The organism is Lactobacillus sp. UMNPBX19 (genome assembly GCF_002553805.1).
Lineage (GTDB): Bacteria > Bacillota > Bacilli > Lactobacillales > Lactobacillaceae > Lactobacillus.
On sequence record NZ_PCYR01000012.1, the window covers coordinates 22,315 to 41,175 of the forward strand.

Genomic DNA, 18,861 nt, shown 5'->3' on the forward strand with positions numbered 1-18,861 from the left:
ATCATTGAAAGCGCTTAACAACGCTTATTTTAATGTTACCGGTATCAAAAATTTATAAGAAAAAAAGCAGCATCTCATTGCTGCTTTTTATTCTTCATATATTAAGCTTTAACCTCAATCAAAAAGCCATCTGGCGCTAACACTCCCGCTTTATAATTCTGACTAAGAGCTGCTGTTTTATCAATTTCCACATTATGTTTACTGGTATTATAGTAGGCCTTTATTGCTTCTTTGCCTGTTCGTTCAACTTTTAGAAGTCCTTTTTCTGTTACCGTTAACTTAACAGTACCTTTATTTAAGGTATCACTATGATCTAGTCTGAATTTCACTAATTCATGAACTCTTTGCCATACCGGACCATTTATCTTACTCCAATCCATTGGTTTACGACAATCCGGATCATTATCACCGCTCATCCCCATCTCTGTTCCATAGTAAATACATGGCACTCCAGGTTGAACAAATTCATACGCAACTGCTTGCAAAGCTAAATCTTGATTGTCTTTTGCTAAAGTTAAAATTCTAGCCGTATCATGGGAATCAAGCATATTCATCATAGCCTGGTCAACCATATCTGGATACATCATTAACTGATCAGTTAAGTGCTCACTAAGGTCTTTAGCATTCATTTTATGTTTAAAGAAGTGGTCTTCAATTTGTAAAGTATATGGATAATTCATTACACCTGTAAATTGATCTCCCTGAAGCCATGGACGAGCTGAATGCCATATTTCCCCAACAATATAAAAATCAGGCTTTATTTTAACTAATTCATCATGGAATCTCTTCCAGAAATGGTGGTCAACTTCATTTGCAACATCTAGCCGCCAAGCATCAATATCAAAATATTTTACCCAGTAGGTCGCAATTTCTAATAAAAAGTCCTGTACTTCTGGGTTAGCCGTATTTAATTTAGGCATATGTTTTTCGAAGGCAAAAGTTTCATATGGTGGATTTTTTTCACCTTTACTTGGGTCCCGATATGGTTCAACAGGATATGAATTAATGTGGAACCAATCTTTAAAGCGTGATTTTTCGCCATTTTTAACTACATCTTGCCACTGCATTGATTGATCACCTAAGTGATTAAATACAGCATCAAGCATCACTTTCATCCCACGCTTATGTGCTTCATTAACTACTTTTGCAAATAAATCCTTGTCTCCAAAAGCTGGATCTACTTGTAAATAATCAATTGTGTCATATTTATGATTAGAACTTGCCTTAAAAATTGGGCAGAAATATAATCCCGTAACCCCTAATTTCTGTAGATCATCTAGATGATCTAAAACTCCCTGTAAGTCTCCACCATAAAAATCTTCTCTGCCTGGATGATCTTCTGGATTCCATTCTTTAACATTTGCTGGGTCATTACTTTTATCGCCATTAGCAAAACGCTCCGGAAAAATTTGATACCAAACAATGTCTTTAAGCCATTTTGGAGTCTTGATGCGATCAATATCATGGAAGTACGGAACTTTAAAATACATTCCATCTTCTCTTAACTTTTTATCGCTAAATTTTTCAATACTACGATCACCGAAGAGAACATGACTTCCATCTTTGCCAATTATTTCAAAAGTATATTTAATTCGGTGATATGGAGCAGTTAAGGTTGCTCCCCAGTAATCATTAACTTGACCACTACCTATTTTCTCCATTTCAAGTTCTTTAGCTTGTTTTGGTGGGAGATAGTTATCCGTGTAATGAACAATTACTTTTTCCACATCATCTTTTGCTGTATAAAGTCTAATTTTAACGTGTGAATGATCAATAACAAAACAATCTTCACTTTCAGTTCTATGTTTTAAAGCTGCAAGTTGCATATTTTATCCCTCAATCTTTTTAATTTTCTAATACTACTCCGGCATATGGTTCTAATCGTAATTTTCCTGCCATTAAATCATATTCGCCAGCCGATAACCTTTCACTACTAAATTCTTTTCCTACTTCAATTTCAATCGGTTCTTGACTCAAAGAAACAGCAATAAGAGCTTTTTTGTCTTTTAAATTACGCTCATAGACGTAGCTTCCATCTGACGTTGACCATAAATAATAATTACCATCTTGAAATAGTTGTTCTTTTTTCAAGCTAATAAGCTTTTTGTAAAAGTTAAACATACTACTATCATCTGCTATTTCATCAGCTGCATTTATCTCATCAAGCTTTTTACCCTTAATCCAAGGTTCTTTATCTGTAAAGCCATTATTTCTTTCGTTATCCCATGGCATTGGACCTCGAGCAGGAAGTTTATGGGTTTTACTTGCCATTAACAATGCTTCTTTTGAAGTTACGCCTGCTTTTTCTGCACTCTTTACAAACTCTTTTACAGTATCATCTTGAAAATCATTTACATTTTCAAACTGTAAATTTCTCATTCCTAACTCTTCACCATAATAAATGATTGGAATACCACATTGTAAGTACATCAACATAGCCAAACTTCTTGCTTGAGTATCATTTTTAGCAATCCTGGTTGCAAGCCTTGCCATATCATGATTATTCCAATAAAGAGTAGGCTTAGAAATTCCACTTAAGGTCTGTTGCCAAATAGTCTGATTTTGTTTAAATTTAACCCAATCTAACGGCTTAGGTTGATAATTACTCAAAAAGCTAGGATCGATTTTGCTCTGATCTTCAGTAAAATATCTAAAAGTAATTACGCTATCCATTAAGTGATTATCCTTATTTGTATAATCCACAGCTAAATTTACATTTGCACTTGCTGCTTCCCCTAAAAGTAATGCATCAGGATAATCCTGTTTTATTTCTTCACAAAATGGCCGCATCCATTTTTGAACTTGTGGTAAATTAGCAAAAAAAGGTTCTGCAATTACTGGCTCTTCATCTTTACTATTAACCGGAAAATTCTGTCTTAGATCGGCTTTTGCAATATGAATAAAGGCATCCAGTCTTAATCCATCAATGCCCTTTTCCAACCAATATTTTGCAATCTCGGTCATTGCATGTCTAACTTCGGGATTCTTCCAATTCAAATCAGGCATTCTTTTATCAAAAAGATGGAAATAAAATTGTCCAGTTCCTGCAGGATCCTTTTCCCAAACACTTCCTCCGAAAAAACTTCCCCAATTATTTGGACGCTGATTGTTTTCTCCAGCAAAAATATAATAGTCACGATATATACTTTCTGGATTTTTTATAGCATCTTGAAACCAGGGATGCTGATCAGAAGTATGGTTCAATACAAAGTCCATAATTACATGAATACCAGCCTCATGCATCTCTTTAATTAAGTTATCCATATCCTCCATTGTTCCCATCTTTGGATCAATGGCAAAATAATTTGATACATCATAACCATTATCCACTTGTGGAGAAACAAAAATTGGATTTAGCCAAACAGCATTGATTCCTAATTCCTTTAAATACGGTATTCTTTTTCTTATTCCATTTAAGTCACCAATACCGTCACTATTAGAATCTTGGAAAGACTTCGGATAAATTTGATAAATAATTGCTTGATCATACCAATGTCTCATAATAAACTTCCTCCATAGCTTTTATTTTAAGCAATTATTTTAAGCGCTTACAATATATTTTATATGTTACCGGTATCAAAAAAGGAAGCTGTCTAAACAGCTTCCTAATTTCTTGTAGATTCACTTTTTATTAGTTCTGGTTCAATCAAGACTTCACCCTGCTGAGCTCCATCTTGTTTAATTTTTTGCAGAATCATCCCAGCTAAGAGCTCACCAAGCTTAAATAAATTTTGCTTAACGGTAGTGAGTTTTGGATTTGAGACCTGATCTAAAAAAACTCCGTCAAAACCAATCACACCAAAATCCCGAGGAATATTTCCATTCTTTCTTTGTATAGCTCGTACTACCCCCACTGCAATTCGATCACTAGCACAAATAAAGCATGTATTCGGTGCGAATTTTCTCCAATTATCAATAATTAATTTTTCAGCCAGACTACTATGGTTTTGGATTCGAAAAATTTTTGGAATCATATTATGTTTCTGAAGTGTGTTGATATAGCCGGCTTCTCTTGAATATTCAAAAGGCTCTTTTTCATCAATTCCAATGAAAACAATTGATTGATAATTTTTATTAAGTGCATACTGTGTAGCCAACTGTTCACCTAATTTGTTATCTGTATCAATAAAATCATAGCCATAACGATTTTCTCCAAATAAAACAAAAGGTTTATCTAATTGATCTAACCATTCTGCATCCGTTGCTCGCCCACCAGTTATAATGTAGCCGTCTCCTTCGCCAACATCCCTGTCTGTGGCTAATTGAATTGCGTAGTGTTTTTTGCTTAGTCCTTTAGCAATCCCAAAAAGTAGATTCATATAGTATGGCTCAGTTGTATCAATATCTTCTAAAATTACCAATTTAACCACATTAGTCCGATTATGAGCTAAAGCACTCGCAATTGAATTGGGATGATAATTCAATTGCTCCATTGCTTTTTCCACAATTTTTCTTAATTCTGGCGTCACCTGTTGCGGATGATTAATAACCCGCGATACTGTCATCTTAGATACACTAGCTTTTTTTGCTACATCAGATAAAGTAGTCATATTACCATAGTTCCTTCTTCAAAACTGTATAGTTTAATACTACCTTAATTATCCGATATATGTAAACGCTTTTTCTGATTTTAAAATAAAGGTATAGCTTTTATAGGGCAAAAAAAACCAATACCTAAGTAGATATTGGTTTTTATTACTTAATTATGTGATTGAAAACGAGTATTAAATAGTGGACTAACCGGTTTATGCTCTTGAATCAATTTAATTGCTTCACCCATTAATGGTCCAACAGAAACAATTTCAGCCTTAGATAAATCTTTTTCTTCAGGTTGGTTAATTGAATCAGTTAAGATCAATTTCTTAATTGGTGAATTATTCAAACGTTCAATTGCAGGGCCTGATAAAACTGCATGGGTAGCTGAAGCGTAAACTTCAGTTGCACCAGCATCCATTAAAGCTTGAGATGCTAAAGTAATAGTACCAGCTGTATCGATCATGTCATCAATAATAATGGCACGCTTGCCTTTTACATCACCAATAATGTTCATAACTTCTGCAACATTTGCCTTTGGACGACGCTTATCCACAATTGCAATTGGAGTCTTAAGGAATTCTGCTAGCTTTCTTGCTCTAGTTACACCACCATGATCAGGAGAAACTACAACGGCATCTTTTTCTAAATCATGACTCAAGAAGTAGTCAGCAAGAAGAGGTGCTCCCATCAAATTATCAACAGGAATATCAAAAAAGCCTTGGATTTGTGGGGCATGTAAATCAAGTGAAAGTACTCGATCAGCACCAGCTTTTTGCAACATATCAGCTACTAACTTAGCTGTAATTGGTTCACGAGCACGAGTTTTTCTATCTTGACGTGCATATCCGTAGTAAGGCATTACTAAGTTAACACTTCTAGCTGAAGCACGCTTAACAGCATCAATCATGATCAACAATTCCATTAAATTATCATTTACTGGAGCTGAGGTTGATTGCACTAAATAAACATCTTTACCACGAACTGACTCATCGATGTTAATTTGAATTTCACCATCGCTGAAACGTTTAACATCAGACTTACCAAGCTTAACTCCCACCTTATCAGCAATTTTTTCTGCTAACGGCTTATTAGAGTTGAGCGCAAAAATTTTAATTTCTTTGTCTAATTGAGACATAATTTCCTCCACCGAAAAATTACAATTCCACATTTAATAATAGCAAAAAAATGCTTGTTACGCTTGTAAATAGCAAAAAAAGAAGTTGTATTTAACAACTTCTTTTAAATTTATTCCCATTCTTTATCTTTTGCTAAAGGTAATTTGTGCCAATAATCTGGTTTGTTAGTCTGTCTACCTCTGGCAATTGCCATATCGTACTTCTCAACATCTTTAGTAATTGTAGAATCTGCTGCAACAAATGCATGATCGGCAATATTAACTGGGGCAATAATCGTAGCACCTGCACCAATGAATGAATGATCACCAACATTAGTATGGAACTTCTTAACGCCATCGTAGTTAGAGAAAATAGTGCCGCAGCCAATATTAATATCTTTACCTAAAGTTGCATCCCCAACATAAGTTAAGTGTCCTACCTTAGTATTTTCTCCAATTTCAGCCTTTTTAATTTCAACAAAGTTACCAATATGTGCACCCTTGCGAATTACTGCCTTTGGACGAAGGTGCGAGTTAGGACCAATGTCAGTGTTATCATCCATTTGAGCTTCTTGAAGAGTTGAAGAAGTGATAGTTACATTGTTGCCGATCTTAGAGTCAATGATTCTTGAACTATTAGTAATATAGCAGTTACTACCAATTTCGGTTTTACCCTTAATAACAACATTTCCTTCGATAACAGTATCGTTGCCAATTTTAACATCGCTATCAATATATGCAGTATCAGGATCAATAAATGATACACCATTTCTCATGTGTTCCTCATTGATTCTTCTTTGCATAATTTTAGTTGCTTGAGCAAGAGCTATTCGATCGTTAACCCCTAGACTTTCACTAAAGTCTGGCATTTTATATGCACCAACCTTGTGACCAGCCTTGCGCATAATTTCTAAAACATCAGTTAGATAGTATTCACCTTGCGCGTTATCGTTACCTACTTGTTTTAGAGCTTTAAATAATTCTTTATTGTCAAAACAAAAAACACCAGTATTAATTTCATCAACAGCTAACTCTTCTGGAGTACCATCTTTTTGTTCAACAATTCTCAGAACATTTCCATCTTCATCACGAATGATACGTCCATAGCCAAATGGATTTGGAGCTTTTGCGGTCAAAACAGTTGCACTATTTCCGCTCTCTTCGTGTTTTTTAAATAAGTTATTAAAGGTTTCAGCTGTAAATAATGGAGTATCCCCAGTAGCAACTAAAGTTGATCCCTCTGAATTCTCTAATAGATCATTTGCTGCTAAAACTGCATCTCCAGTTCCTAATTGCTTTTCTTGAAAAGCAAATTCTGACTGACCTGCTAATACATCTTTAACACTCTCTGCGCCATTACCAACAACAGTGATAATCTTATCTGGATTAGTTCCCTTTGCTGCATCAACGACATGTTCTACCATCGTTTTTCCGCAAACCTTATGTAATACCTTGTAAAGTTTTGACTTCATACGGGTGCCTTTTCCAGCAGCTAAGATAACAACATATTTATTCATGAATTTAATATCCCCTCAATATTGTATTTAAGCTATCTATCAGTATATCATTTTGGGAAACGATTGAAGTCTGTCTGCTCTAAGAAATTACCTGGTCGTACTTTGATTAGTTTCTTATCCCTGTCAACTTCAGTGATTTTAATTAAAGATTGGTAGTCATCAACTACTTTTTGAGAGGCATACTTTGTTTCGCAAAGTACACACATACCGGCAACAGTACCTTTAAATTCTTTAACTAGTTCTTCCATCCCAGTTAAAGTGCCTCCACCTTTCATGAAGTCATCGACAATTAGTACATTACTTCCTTCTGGGAGGAGTCTTTTGGCCAACTCCATTTTTTCAACTCGTTCACTTGAAGAAGCAACATAATTAACTGAAATTGTTGATCCCTCAGTAATTTTAGGACGTCTTCTAACCATTACAAATGGAACATTCAAGAAACGACTTACAGCTTGTGCAAGAACAATTCCTTTAGTCTCAATCGTCATTACATAGTCAACATTACTATAAGCATATTTGGTAGCAATAAGTTGCCCAATTTGACGTAAATCTTGTGGCGAGCCTAAAATATCGGATAAGTAAACAAAATTACCGGGTAAAATACGATCAGGATCTTCAATACGGTCAGCTAAATCATGAAGATAGTCTGTAGCTTCTTTTTTTCCTACAAAAGGAATGTATCTTACTCCACCGGCTGCTCCTGCTACAGTTTCTAAAATTCCATTTTGATCGTTGGCTAAAGTTTGACGTAGAATTGCCAAATCTTCTGAAATTGAAGATTTGGCCGCACCATAGCGATCTGCAAAAAATGGTAATGCAATCAAAGTATGAGGGCGAGCCAAAAGATACTTAACCATATCAACTAATCTTTCTGAACGTTTCATGCTTTTACCTTCCTAAACATTAAATAGATTTCTACGTTTAAATATACTCTATATAAAGAAAAATCACTAGCATTTTAAGAGAAATACTAGTGATTGTTCGTAATATTCTATTGTCGACTACATTTGATCAAACTCAAGCTCAATGTTCTTGGTTAATAAATCGGTATAACTATAAGATACTCGTTCAAAATTATTTTGATCTTGGTCAAGATCTACAACAAATACAGCCCGATAAGTCTTAGTTAATCTACCTTTACGACGGGTTACTTTTTTTCTTCCTGCTTGAGCTACTACTACCAGGTTTTCACCCAAATGAGAATCCAAACTTTGTTTAATTGCCATTAGTGTTGTTGGCACTGGACGTCACTCCTTTACTTGGATTCATTTTATCAAAAATTTAACATTTTTTCAAGTCTGTAATTTGTAATCGTTTTATGCTTGCCGATCTTTTAGAAGATGTGCCAACTGAACAAATTGATTTAGAGTTAATTCTTCCGGACGAACTCTAGCATCTAACCCTAAATCATTAATTAATTTCTCGCGTTCATCTTTATCTTTAATTAAAGTCTTCAAATTATTGGCTAAAGTTTTACGACGTTGAGCAAAACACATTTTCACTACATGATCGAAGAATGCATAATCATTAATGTCAGGCTTTTCAAGAAGTGGCGTTAAGACAACAACCGCGGAATCAACTTTAGGTCTTGGCATGAAAGATGTGCTCTTTACTTCTTCGGCTAAGCGAACATTCATCCGGCTTTGCACTGCAATAGACAAAGGACCGTATTCTTTTGTCTTAGGCTTAGCAACTAACCGTTCAGCAACTTCTTTTTGCATCATTAAGGTTAAACTTGAAAAATCTAAATCGCTCTTAATTAGATTAAAAATAATTGGAGTTGTAATGTAGTAAGGCAAATTAGCAACAATCTTAACTGATTTACTTAAATCAAGAAAGCCATCATTATCCTCTACAAAGTTAGCTTTCAATACATCTTTCATTACCAACTTAAAGCGATCTTTCAATTCTTCACCATCAATTTTTTGTGGCAATTCATTGTTTAAGATTTCTGGTAAATCTTGATCAACCTCATAAGCCAAAACTTTAGCTCCAGCTAAAAGAAGTTGTTCAGTTAACGAACCAATTCCAGGTCCAATTTCAATAACTTGGTCTCCTGGTTGAATATCTGCTGCTTCAACAATTCCTTTAATTGCTGGTAAATCTACTAAAAAGTTTTGACCTAAATTCTTTTTCGCATGCATAAAATAGCGATTAACAATTGCTTGAGTTCTAACTGGACTTGCAATCGGCATACTATTTGACATCTTCAACTGCCCTCTTTAATTCATCATAAGTAATTCCAAACATCTTTAAGCGTTTATAAAATTGTTTACTATTTCCATATCCAATTCCTAGCTTAATCCCAACCTTCTCACGTAAAAGACGAGCGCACGAACTCATTCCTAAGCCTAACTCATCGTACTTTTCCTTAGTGATATCACTTTCTATCGGCTTAACTTCATGTAAATCACTTAAAGCACGAATCAAAGCTTCTTTTGAAGCGTGTTCAACTCCTAAACTATTTCCACGCTTAGTTGGTTCTCCTTCTTTGCGTGTAATAAAAGCTTGCTTAGCCTGAGGAGCTGCTTGCGTAACTAAACGTCGAATCCTTTCGCCATTATAATCTGGGTCAGTAAAAATAATTATTTCTCTAGTTTGCGAAAGTTTCTTTATTTCAGCTAAAGTTTGTTCAGATACCTCTGAACCATTGGTTTCAATAGTTTCAATTCCAGGAAAAAATTGTTTTAGACGTTTGGTATCATCTCGACCTTCAACAATTATTACAGCATTAAATTGTTTTTTATTTTCTGATTCCATATGCCCTCATCGTATTCTCAAATGTATGCTTGGCTACTTCTTCAACAGAGCTTCCACGCAAATCGGCAATTGCTTCAGCTACATAACGTACATATCCTGTTTCATTTTGTTTTCCACGGTATGGCTTCGGTGTTAAATATGGAGCATCAGTTTCAATTAAAAATTTGTCCCACGGCACAACCTTAGCTGAAGCATGAACATCACCTGCTTTAGTAAAAGAAACCACACCAGAAAATGAAACCATCATCCCTAAGTCAAGAAACTTCTTGAGCCATTCCGGATCACCATTGAAATTATGAATTATCCCACCATATTCACCGACATGACTATCTTTCAAAACTTGATAAGTATCTTCAAAAGCATCTCGAGTATGAATATTAACAGGCATTTTCAAACTATGAGCCAAATCAAGTTGTCGCGCAAAAACTTTGCGTTGTACCTCTCTCGGAGATTCATCCCAATAATAATCTAGTCCAATTTCTCCTAAAGCGACAGTTTTAGGTTCTTTTAGTTGCTCGACTAGCTTATCCTCAGCTTTTTGATCATAGTCTTTAGCAACATCCGGACAATAGCCAACAATAGCATATAAGTTATCGAATCTTTGACTCAAGTTAATCGCACGTTCGTTAAATTCAGGATCTTGTCCAGCAACCGCACTTTTCACAACACCTAATTCTTTAGCTCGTTCAAGATAAACGTCTTCTTTTCCACGAAAAGGTGCATCATTTAAGTGTGTATGCGAATCAAAAATCTCCATTAGCCTAATTCAGCTCCAACCTCATGTTCATCGCCAACAATAGCTAACTTAACCTTGCCATCCTTTTCACTAGATAAAAGCATACCTTGACTTTCATGTCCTAGCATCTTACGTGGCTTTAAGTTAGTAACTGCAAGGACCTTTTTATCTAAAAGTTCACTTGCATCTGGATAAAACTTACGAATACCACTTAAAATTTGACGTTCGTTTCCATCACCAAAATCAAGTTTAAACATTAATAATTTACTTGATCCCTTTACTGGCTCAACGGATAAAATTTGACCTACTTGAATTTTAACTTTGTCAAAATCATCAATTGTAATGTGTTTTTCTTCTTTTTGTTGACTTCTAGTCTTCTTCTTTGGCTTAGCCTTCTTCATTTCTTCCTTAATGTACTTAACTTCAACATCATTTTTAAGTCGTGGGAAGATTGGAGTTGGCTTTTCTGTTACCTTAATGTTCCAGTCAAAGCCGCCAAAATCAAGTTTCTTTTGGTCATCATTCTTCCAGTCAAGTCCGAGTTGTTCAAACATCTGAACTGGACTCTGCGTCATAACTGGTGCAATTAAAATTGCAATTAAACGTAAACTTTCAGCCAAGTTAGTCATTACTTTAGCTAATTCTTCATTCTTGCCCTCTTTGTTTAACGTCCAAGGTGTAGTTTCATCAATATATTTATTTGCACGAGAAATAAGCTTCCAAACACTATCTAAAGCTTGAGAGAAGTGGAGGGCATCCATTTGTTTTTGATATTCAGCAATTGTTTCATTAGCTGTTTTAATTAAATCTTTTGCAAATTCGTCTTGTTCTGAAGCAACTGGAGCAACTTGTCCATCTTGATATTGATTAATCATTGAAACAGTTCTATTTAACAAGTTACCTAAATCATTAGCTAAATCAAAGTTAACTCTTTCAACAAAATCTTCAGGAGTAAAAATACCATCTGAACCAAATGGAATTGCACGCATCAAGTAATAACGAAGAGCATCTAAACCATAACGTTTAACAATCATTTCTGGGTAAACGGCATTACCCTTTGATTTAGACATTTTACCGTCTTTCATCAATACCCAGCCATGACCAAAGATTTGCTTTGGAAGAGGAAGATCTAGTGCCATTAACATAATTGGCCAGTAAATAGTATGGAAGCGAACAATTTCTTTACCAACTAAATGTACGTCAGCTGGCCAATATTTCTTAAATAATGAATCATTATCTGAACCATATCCTAAAGCAGTAATATAGTTAGAAAGAGCATCAATCCACACATAAACAACATGTTTAGGATCACTAGGTACAGGAATTCCCCAATCAACTGTCGTACGAGTAACAGATAAGTCTTCTAAGCCTGGCTTAATAAAGTTATTTACCATTTCTTTTTCACGAGAGTGAGGCAAAATAAAGTCTGGGTGATCCTTGTAGTATTGAAGTAAGCGATCAGCATATTTACTCATTCTGAAGAAGTATGATGGTTCCTTAACTAAGCGTACTTCATGTCCTGATGGAGCCTTTCCGCCAATAACATTACCATCATCATCTTTATATACTTCAGCAAGTTGTGATTCAGTGAAGTATTCTTCATCTTCTACCGAATACCAACCAGTGTACTCGCCTAAGTAAATATCGCCCTGCTTTAATAATCTTTCAAAAATCTTTTGCACAGCTTTAACGTGATCGTCATCAGTCGTTCTAATAAAGCGATCATAGGAAACGTCTAACATTTTCCATAAATCTTTATAGGAATTAGCCATTTTATCTACAAATTCTTGTGGCTTAATACCTTGTGCTTCAGCTTTTTGCTCAATCTTAAGTCCATGTTCATCAGTTCCAGTTAAGAAGAATGTATCAAAACCGCGAGATTTTTTATAACGAGTCATGGTATCAGCAGCAATAGTAGTGTATGCATTACCGATAGTTAATTTTCCAGATGGATAGTAAATAGGTGTAGTAATATAAAAAGTTTTCTTTTCAGCCATCTTTATTCTTCCTCTCATAAGTCTTTTAACTGCTAGTATAACATAGCATGCCTATATAAATTTGTGTACCAAAAAAGGAATTTCTTTTTTAGAAATTCCTAGTTAGATTGATTTTGTTTTTTCATTACCATGCTATTACTCGGATGGTGAATTGAATTTTTTAGTAATTGGCTAGTGATAGAAATAGGAACTGCATCAGAGGTTAATCCTACAACTACTGCAAGCGCAAATACTAAAGTATTTTCCCAATTGCCATGCATCATACTACTAATTACTAAAAACAAAGGAACAATAATTGCAGCTAGAATCAAAAATACTCTTGTTAAATTTTTGGTATCTAAATTAAACACGTGCTTTTTTAATTCCATCTTGGAAATATTTTGAGATAATTTTCCAAAAACAGTCTCTTTTCCAGTCGCAAATACTACTCCAACTCCAGAACCTGCGATAATTCTTGTACCTGCGTATAAAATATTGGAATAGTCTACATAACCATGGTTGTTTCTCTGACCCAAAGAAGTGATTTCACTCTTATATACTGGATTATCTTCATCCATAAAGAAATCGGCTGAACAAATTATATTATTATTCTTTAAAATTCTTACATCTGCCGGAACAACTTCTCCAGCTTGTAACAAGATAATATCCCCAGCCACTAACTCTTTAGTTGCCAACTCTTGTGGCATGCAGTCGCGCATAACTTTAGTAGTGGGTGATATTTTATGTAGTAAATTTTGAATAGCCGCTCTAATTTTGATATTTTGAATGAAACTTAATATTCCAGAAATAGCTAAAACTAAAATAATTAAAACAGGTGTATCTAAATTATGAACTTTTAATTTATAGTTAAGCATAATAGATACAATTGCTAAGCCTAAAAGAATACTTGTAAAAGGCGTCATAAATGCTTCACATAAAAATTGCAGTCTAGTATTTTTAGGTTTATTTACAATTTCGTTAGGACCATTTTTTGCTAAGCGTTGCCTCGCATCTTTAGTTTGAAGGCCACTAATTGAGGTTTTTAATCGTTGCAGTGTTGCAAATTTATCTTCGCATGCAATCCGGCGCACCAGCTTGGTGTCTGTAGTATGTCTTTTGCCGGAAGTGTTGATTTTTAACATCTTCAACATCCTTTCTTAAGAACCTAGCAAACAAACAAAAAGCCGATGCAAAAACTGCATCGGCTTAAATCCAAGCGATTTTTATACTCGTCGTTCAGTTTTAACACTACGTGACGTAAGGTTATAAAAATATAACTAGCTGGCTGGGGAGGGCCTTATATCGACGATCCCTGTTTGACCCGTTGGCATCTCTGGATGTTGCTGGGCGACAGCATGTGTTCACGTAGGAGTCTCACCTAACAGTTTATTTGCTCTAATATTTAATTTCTATTGATACTTTAACGGCTAACTAGCTTTTAGTCAAGCCCTAATGTGGCTTTCGCGTGCTTTTGAATAAAACTAATCCAAAACTAATTAAAGCTGCAATCACTAATCCCCAAACTAAACTTACACTTTGTGGATGATCAATTTTTTGTAACTCTTCTTGCGTCAAAGAATTTTTATCATAAGATAACTTATCTTTTTGGGCAATTAAAGTTGCACAGGCATTAAAAACTAATAGAATTCCTGAGTTGAAGCTTGATTTTTTCTCACTTCTTAATTTATCGCCCGCATATCGAATAATGTTACTACACTTATTTTGTGTCAAAACATCTTGGTAATTTTTACCAACAAGAATTTGAACATTTTTTCTTTTATTTTGTAATGCGGCCACAATAATTACCTGATTTTTCATCGGCCTAATTTTATTAATATCATTACTATTTTTTAGACTTAAAATCCGAACCTCAGGTTTATTTTTTGTTTTTTGATACTCTTTATTTTTTTGAGTTACTAATTCTTTAGTTTGGTTATTAAATAAATTTTGCGGATCACTAACAAAAGAAGCTGTACTAGCAGTAAATAGTAAAAAAGAAATTAGGAGTATTCCAAAACTGATAAACTTATTTTTCATTATCCGCCTTCTCTAACCTGTCAGCTAAGCTTTGAACATATTTATGATCTAGCGTTACTTGTTCAATCGCCACACCCTTTTCACGCAGTAATTTGAGTGCTAACGGATTATCATGATAATCATAATAATAGTTAATTTTCTTAATACCAGCCTGAACTAAGCATTTGCTGCAATTAAAGCAAGGAAAATAAGTCACATAGATTTCAGTACCTTCAGTTGAAATGCCATTTTTAGCACACTGAATTAAGGCATTCATTTCTGAGTGAATAGTTCTAACACAGTGTCCATCAACCATTAAATGACCAACGTCATCACAATGAGGTTGTCCAGAAACACTTCCATTATAACCAGTGGCAATCATCCGGTCGTCCTTGACCAACACACTTCCCACTAAGGCTCGGTCACAAGTTGAGCGCTGTGCAATAACTAACGCTTGCATCATAAAATATTGCTTCCACGGAATCCTGTCTCTTGTCATCAGTCTTACCCTCTTTAAATTATTTATTTAATCTATCAAAATAATTTAAACCAATTGCTTCTCTAACTTCTTGTAAAGTTTGGTTAGCAACTTCATTTGCCTTCTTTGATCCCTCTAGTAACATTTCGTATACAGCATCTGGATCTTGAGCAAACTTTTCTCTACGCTCTCTAATTGGCCCAAGTTCTTCTTCAAGAACCTTATTCAAGTAGCGTTTAATTTTAACGTCCCCTAAGCCACCTTTTTGATATTGTTCCTTAAGTTCAGCCACCTTATCTTTATCTGGTGCAAAAACATCAAGATAAGTAAAGACAGTATTGCCCTCTACTTGACCAGGATCTTCAACATGAATATGGTTTGGATCCGTGTACATTGACATAACTTTCTTTTGTACAGTCTTTGCATCATCGGACAAGTAAATTGCATTTCCAAGTGATTTAGACATTTTTGCATTTCCATCTAAACCTGGAAGTCTACCTTGTCCCTTTGGTGGGAAGTAACCCTTTGGTTCAACTAAAATATCAGTGTTATAAACTCTATTAAAAGTACGAACAATTTCTCTAGTTTGTTCAAGCATTGGTTCTTGATCATCCCCAACTGGGATTACTGTTGCTTTAAAAGCAGTAATGTCTGCTGCTTGAGAAACTGGGTAGTTTAAGAAACCAATTGGAATTGAATCCTTAAAGTTCTTTTGCTTAATTTCAGTTTTAACAGTTGGATTTCTTTCTAGACGTGCAACTGTTACCAAATCCATGTAATAAGCAGTTAATTCAAAAAGAGCAGGGATTTGTGATTGTACATAGATAGTGGACTTTTCCGGATCTAGTCCAACAGCTAAGTAGTCCAAAGCTACTTGAATTAAGCTATTCTTAATTTTTTCAGGATCTCTAGCATTATCAGTTAGTGCTTGAGTGTCCGCAATCATAATATAAGGGTCATATTTACCTTCATTTTGTAATTTTACACGGTTTTTTAAGGAGCCAATATAGTGACCAATATGAAGTTTTCCGGTTGGTCTATCTCCAGTTAATAAAATTTCCTTTGTCATATTTTTTCTCCAATATATCTGTAATCTTTAGCTTTACCTCCAATTCTAGCAAAAATCCTTATTTGTTTAAACTTACCTAAAAGTTGCTAAAATTAAATTGAGAGAAAAATTACATAAAGAAAGTATGAATAGAGATGTGTAGTCATTATGAAATGCCATCGCTTAAAGAAATTAAGACATATCTAAAAACTGATTTAAAATTACCACTAGTTGTATCAAAAAACATTGAAGACAAATTTGAATCTGTTACTCAAATTTACCCTAAATCTCCATCTTTAGTTATGCTATATAGAGATGACGAACTAAAGTTAGTTGAAAAGAAATGGGGCTATCCAAGTCCATTTAAAAAGAATCGAGTAATTTATAATGCTCGGGTGGAGCGTTTTTATGAAGAAAAACCATCAATGTGGGATGATTCATTTGCTCGCCAGCGGTGCATTATTTTAGCTAATGAATTCTGGGAAAGTAGTAAGCAAACTTACCTTGCATCAAATAACAAAACCTATCATGAACACTCATCTTTTACTGCAAAAGATGAACCGATGGCATTAATTGCTGGTATTTATAAAGGGGATGACTTTTCAATGGTCACTACTGCTTCTAATGATACTGTGCTTCCAGTTCATGAAAGAATGCCTTTAGTGTTAAAGCCATCTGAATTACGTCGTTGGCTCTTTCAAAACTTTACTTCTCTACTTGACCGGTCAGAATATAACCTAAATAGACATCATTTGCCACATCGTTAGCAAAATGATATAATCATTTTGCTTATGCGGGTATAGTTTAATGGTAAAATGTCAGCTTCCCAAGCTGAAGATGCGGGTTCGATTCACGCTATCCGCTTATATTAAAAAACGAGGAACTTTATGAAGTTCCTCGTTTTTTGTTAGGCTAAAATCACCATAAAAATTCCATTTAGGATTGCTAAATAAATTGGCATCATGATTCTTTGTGAATATAAGTAAGACCAAGCAAAAAGCATCCCGTAAAGACTATTAAGAATAAATAAACTAAATGAAGTTTGAAAATTAAGTATTCCATAGAAAAAGCCTGAGCACATAATGCCAACTATACCGCTAACCATATTCTGTGCCCTAAACCCATAATTAAAGAAAAAACCTGTTGTTAAATATACTTGCATTGCTGGTAGCAAAAGACCAGTAGAAAATATAAGAAACCAAAATAAAAGATTACATTCAGCCTTTTGATAAGTTATTTGAAAAGACATTAAAGGTACGCTTCCCTTAGCTTGAAGATAGGAAACAAAAACACGTCCTAAAATCACCAGAATAGATACACCAACTATAAATCCATAATCTGCCAATAAAGGCATCGTGGGCTTTTTTTCAAAAAACCTTTGTTCTCGATTAAATTGTCGAATATAAAAATATAAAGTAAACAAGGCACAAAGTAAGAAAAAAAAGTACCCTATTTTATTTACATGATCATTTAACAGAGCTAATTTTTTAACCCCAATTACAATTAAATATAAGACCAAATAAACAATATACCTAGTCAAATTCCCTTGTCTGGACGATGGTGTATTCATGTCTTTTCCCCTTTATATCAATTACTTTCAATTATAGCAAAGCATTTAATATTAGTTGTACTTCATGAAAAATATATACTTATTGACAGCGCTTACGCTGATGATTAAGATGAAAGATACGAGAAAAAGTGAGGTAATACTAATGAACTTAATCGCAATTGATATTGGCGGCACAACTATTAAAATCGCTACTTGGATAAATCAAAAATTAAAGATGGCATTTACGATTGATACACCAGATAATTTAGATACTTTTTATGAGGAATTGACTGATGCAGTTAATGAAATAAAAGCCGATCATAAAATTGATGGTGTAGCAATTTCTTCTCCTGGTGCTGTTAATAAAGCTACCGGAGTAATTGAAGGAGCAAGTGCTCTACCTTATATTCACAACTTTAAGATCGTGCCTGAATTAGAAAAAAGATTTGGTTTGTCAGTAAGTATCGAAAATGATGCAAACTGCGCAGCTCTTGCGGAAATCACTGACGGAACAGCTAAAGGATGCAGTAGTATGGCATTTTTAGTTATTGGTACTGGTGTTGGCGGAAGTATCATTATTAACAATCAAATCTGGCATGGTGCCCATCTCTACGGTGGTGAATTTGGTTTTATGATTATTGATGGTAAGCAGTTAAGCGATCTAGCTTCACCTGTTACCATGGCTAAGCGCTACAATAAAAAAACTGGAAAAGATTTTGATGGTAAGACCGTTTTTGAGCTTGCTGACACTGATGATCCAATTGCTCAAGAAGAACGTAAAAAGTTTCTACATGCTCTTGCTGTTGCAATTTTTAATATTCAACACAGTTTTGATCCTGAAAAAATTATTATTGGTGGTGGAATTTCACAAAATCCGGAATTAGTTCCACTACTTGATGATGAGATTGCTAAATTAAGAAATAAGATCGAAGTTACGACAATTAAACCAATTTTGGATATTTGTACGTTAAAAAATGAAGCAAATTTGCGTGGAGCGGTTGCAGATTTTGAAAAAGAGCATTAAATTTTATATAGACACTTTTTTATTATTAAATAAATGTGTTTGAAAGCATCATGAAAAGGACTGAGGAAACTACCTCAGTCCTTTTTTGTTATCTAAATAAGTAAAAA

18 protein-coding genes, 1 tRNA gene and 1 riboswitch are annotated in these 18,861 nt (G+C 34.5%); of the genes, 3 read left to right on the forward strand and 16 right to left on the reverse strand.

Annotated elements, in window-relative coordinates:
• Window positions 1–101 precede the first annotated feature (101 nt).
• The 15 genes from CP370_RS04970 to trpS form a co-directional block, all read right to left on the reverse strand.
• On the reverse strand, window positions 102–1,826 hold the full coding sequence (locus tag CP370_RS04970) for a glycoside hydrolase family 13 protein (RefSeq protein ID WP_087713317.1): 1,725 nt from the start codon (window positions 1,824–1,826) through the stop codon (window positions 102–104).
• Window positions 1,827–1,845: 19 nt separating this feature from the next.
• Window positions 1,846–3,501, reverse strand: coding sequence for an alpha-glucosidase (locus CP370_RS04975; protein WP_087713318.1), 1,656 nt, complete (start codon window positions 3,499–3,501; stop codon window positions 1,846–1,848).
• Between the two features lie 104 nt (window positions 3,502–3,605).
• Entirely contained in the window at window positions 3,606–4,550 is a 945-nt protein-coding gene (locus tag CP370_RS04980; protein ID WP_087713319.1) for a LacI family DNA-binding transcriptional regulator, read from the reverse strand.
• Window positions 4,551–4,699: 149 nt separating this feature from the next.
• Window positions 4,700–5,671 carry a ribose-phosphate diphosphokinase gene (locus tag CP370_RS04985; RefSeq protein WP_004898715.1) on the reverse strand — a complete coding sequence of 324 codons (972 nt, stop codon included), beginning with the start codon at window positions 5,669–5,671 and terminating at the stop codon, window positions 4,700–4,702.
• A gap of 110 nt (window positions 5,672–5,781) precedes the next feature.
• The gene (glmU, locus tag CP370_RS04990) at window positions 5,782–7,167 is read right to left on the reverse strand and encodes a bifunctional UDP-N-acetylglucosamine diphosphorylase/glucosamine-1-phosphate N-acetyltransferase GlmU (RefSeq protein ID WP_087713320.1); all 1,386 of its coding nucleotides are present in this window, start codon (window positions 7,165–7,167) and stop codon (window positions 5,782–5,784) included.
• Between the two features lie 47 nt (window positions 7,168–7,214).
• Window positions 7,215–8,051: a pur operon repressor gene (purR, locus tag CP370_RS04995; protein WP_087284887.1), complete on the reverse strand. Its 837-nt coding sequence runs from the start codon at window positions 8,049–8,051 to the stop codon at window positions 7,215–7,217.
• A gap of 117 nt (window positions 8,052–8,168) precedes the next feature.
• Window positions 8,169–8,408, reverse strand: a complete 240-nt coding sequence (locus CP370_RS05000) for a Veg family protein (RefSeq protein WP_012845579.1) — start codon at window positions 8,406–8,408, stop codon at window positions 8,169–8,171.
• 75 nt (window positions 8,409–8,483) lie between these two features.
• Window positions 8,484–9,374, reverse strand: coding sequence for a 16S rRNA (adenine(1518)-N(6)/adenine(1519)-N(6))-dimethyltransferase RsmA (gene rsmA, locus CP370_RS05005; RefSeq protein ID WP_087713321.1), 891 nt, complete (start codon window positions 9,372–9,374; stop codon window positions 8,484–8,486).
• Window positions 9,364–9,927 carry a ribonuclease M5 gene (gene rnmV, locus CP370_RS05010; RefSeq protein WP_087713322.1) on the reverse strand — a complete coding sequence of 188 codons (564 nt, stop codon included), beginning with the start codon at window positions 9,925–9,927 and terminating at the stop codon, window positions 9,364–9,366. The genes rsmA and rnmV overlap by 11 nt, the downstream gene beginning before the upstream one ends.
• Window positions 9,911–10,684, reverse strand: coding sequence for a TatD family hydrolase (locus CP370_RS05015; protein ID WP_087713323.1), 774 nt, complete (start codon window positions 10,682–10,684; stop codon window positions 9,911–9,913). Before CP370_RS05015 ends, rnmV begins: the two co-directional genes overlap by 17 nt.
• The gene (gene metG / locus CP370_RS05020) at window positions 10,684–12,660 is read right to left on the reverse strand and encodes a methionine--tRNA ligase (RefSeq protein ID WP_012845575.1); all 1,977 of its coding nucleotides are present in this window, start codon (window positions 12,658–12,660) and stop codon (window positions 10,684–10,686) included. The genes CP370_RS05015 and metG overlap by 1 nt, the downstream gene beginning before the upstream one ends.
• 98 nt (window positions 12,661–12,758) lie before the next feature.
• Window positions 12,759–13,790: a cation-transporting P-type ATPase gene (locus CP370_RS05025; RefSeq protein ID WP_087713324.1), complete on the reverse strand. Its 1,032-nt coding sequence runs from the start codon at window positions 13,788–13,790 to the stop codon at window positions 12,759–12,761.
• 69 nt (window positions 13,791–13,859) lie between these two features.
• A riboswitch (M-box (ykoK) riboswitch) is annotated at window positions 13,860–14,032 on the reverse strand.
• A 56-nt stretch (window positions 14,033–14,088) separates the two neighbouring features.
• Window positions 14,089–14,676, reverse strand: a complete 588-nt coding sequence (locus CP370_RS05030; RefSeq protein WP_012845573.1) for a TPM domain-containing protein — start codon at window positions 14,674–14,676, stop codon at window positions 14,089–14,091.
• Window positions 14,666–15,154 carry a deaminase gene (locus CP370_RS05035; protein ID WP_003649538.1) on the reverse strand — a complete coding sequence of 163 codons (489 nt, stop codon included), beginning with the start codon at window positions 15,152–15,154 and terminating at the stop codon, window positions 14,666–14,668. The genes CP370_RS05030 and CP370_RS05035 overlap by 11 nt, the downstream gene beginning before the upstream one ends.
• A 19-nt stretch (window positions 15,155–15,173) precedes the next feature.
• Entirely contained in the window at window positions 15,174–16,202 is a 1,029-nt protein-coding gene (trpS, locus tag CP370_RS05040) for a tryptophan--tRNA ligase (RefSeq protein ID WP_012845572.1), read from the reverse strand.
• A 134-nt stretch (window positions 16,203–16,336) separates the two neighbouring features.
• Between trpS and CP370_RS05045 the strand changes: the two genes are divergently transcribed.
• A complete protein-coding gene (locus CP370_RS05045) occupies window positions 16,337–16,948 on the forward strand; it encodes an SOS response-associated peptidase family protein (protein WP_087713325.1) in 612 nt (203 codons plus the stop codon).
• Window positions 16,949–16,974: 26 nt separating this feature from the next.
• Window positions 16,975–17,045 (forward strand) — tRNA-Gly (locus CP370_RS05050).
• Window positions 17,046–17,088: 43 nt separating this feature from the next.
• On the opposite strand, the gene CP370_RS05055 is transcribed toward CP370_RS05050, so the two are convergent.
• Entirely contained in the window at window positions 17,089–17,751 is a 663-nt protein-coding gene (locus CP370_RS05055; RefSeq protein ID WP_087713326.1) for a type II CAAX prenyl endopeptidase Rce1 family protein, read from the reverse strand.
• A gap of 142 nt (window positions 17,752–17,893) precedes the next feature.
• Between CP370_RS05055 and CP370_RS05060 the strand changes: the two genes are divergently transcribed.
• Window positions 17,894–18,754 (forward strand): ROK family protein, encoded by an 861-nt coding sequence (locus CP370_RS05060; protein ID WP_087713327.1) that lies wholly within the window; start codon window positions 17,894–17,896, stop codon window positions 18,752–18,754.
• The last annotated feature ends 107 nt before the right edge of the window (window positions 18,755–18,861 follow it).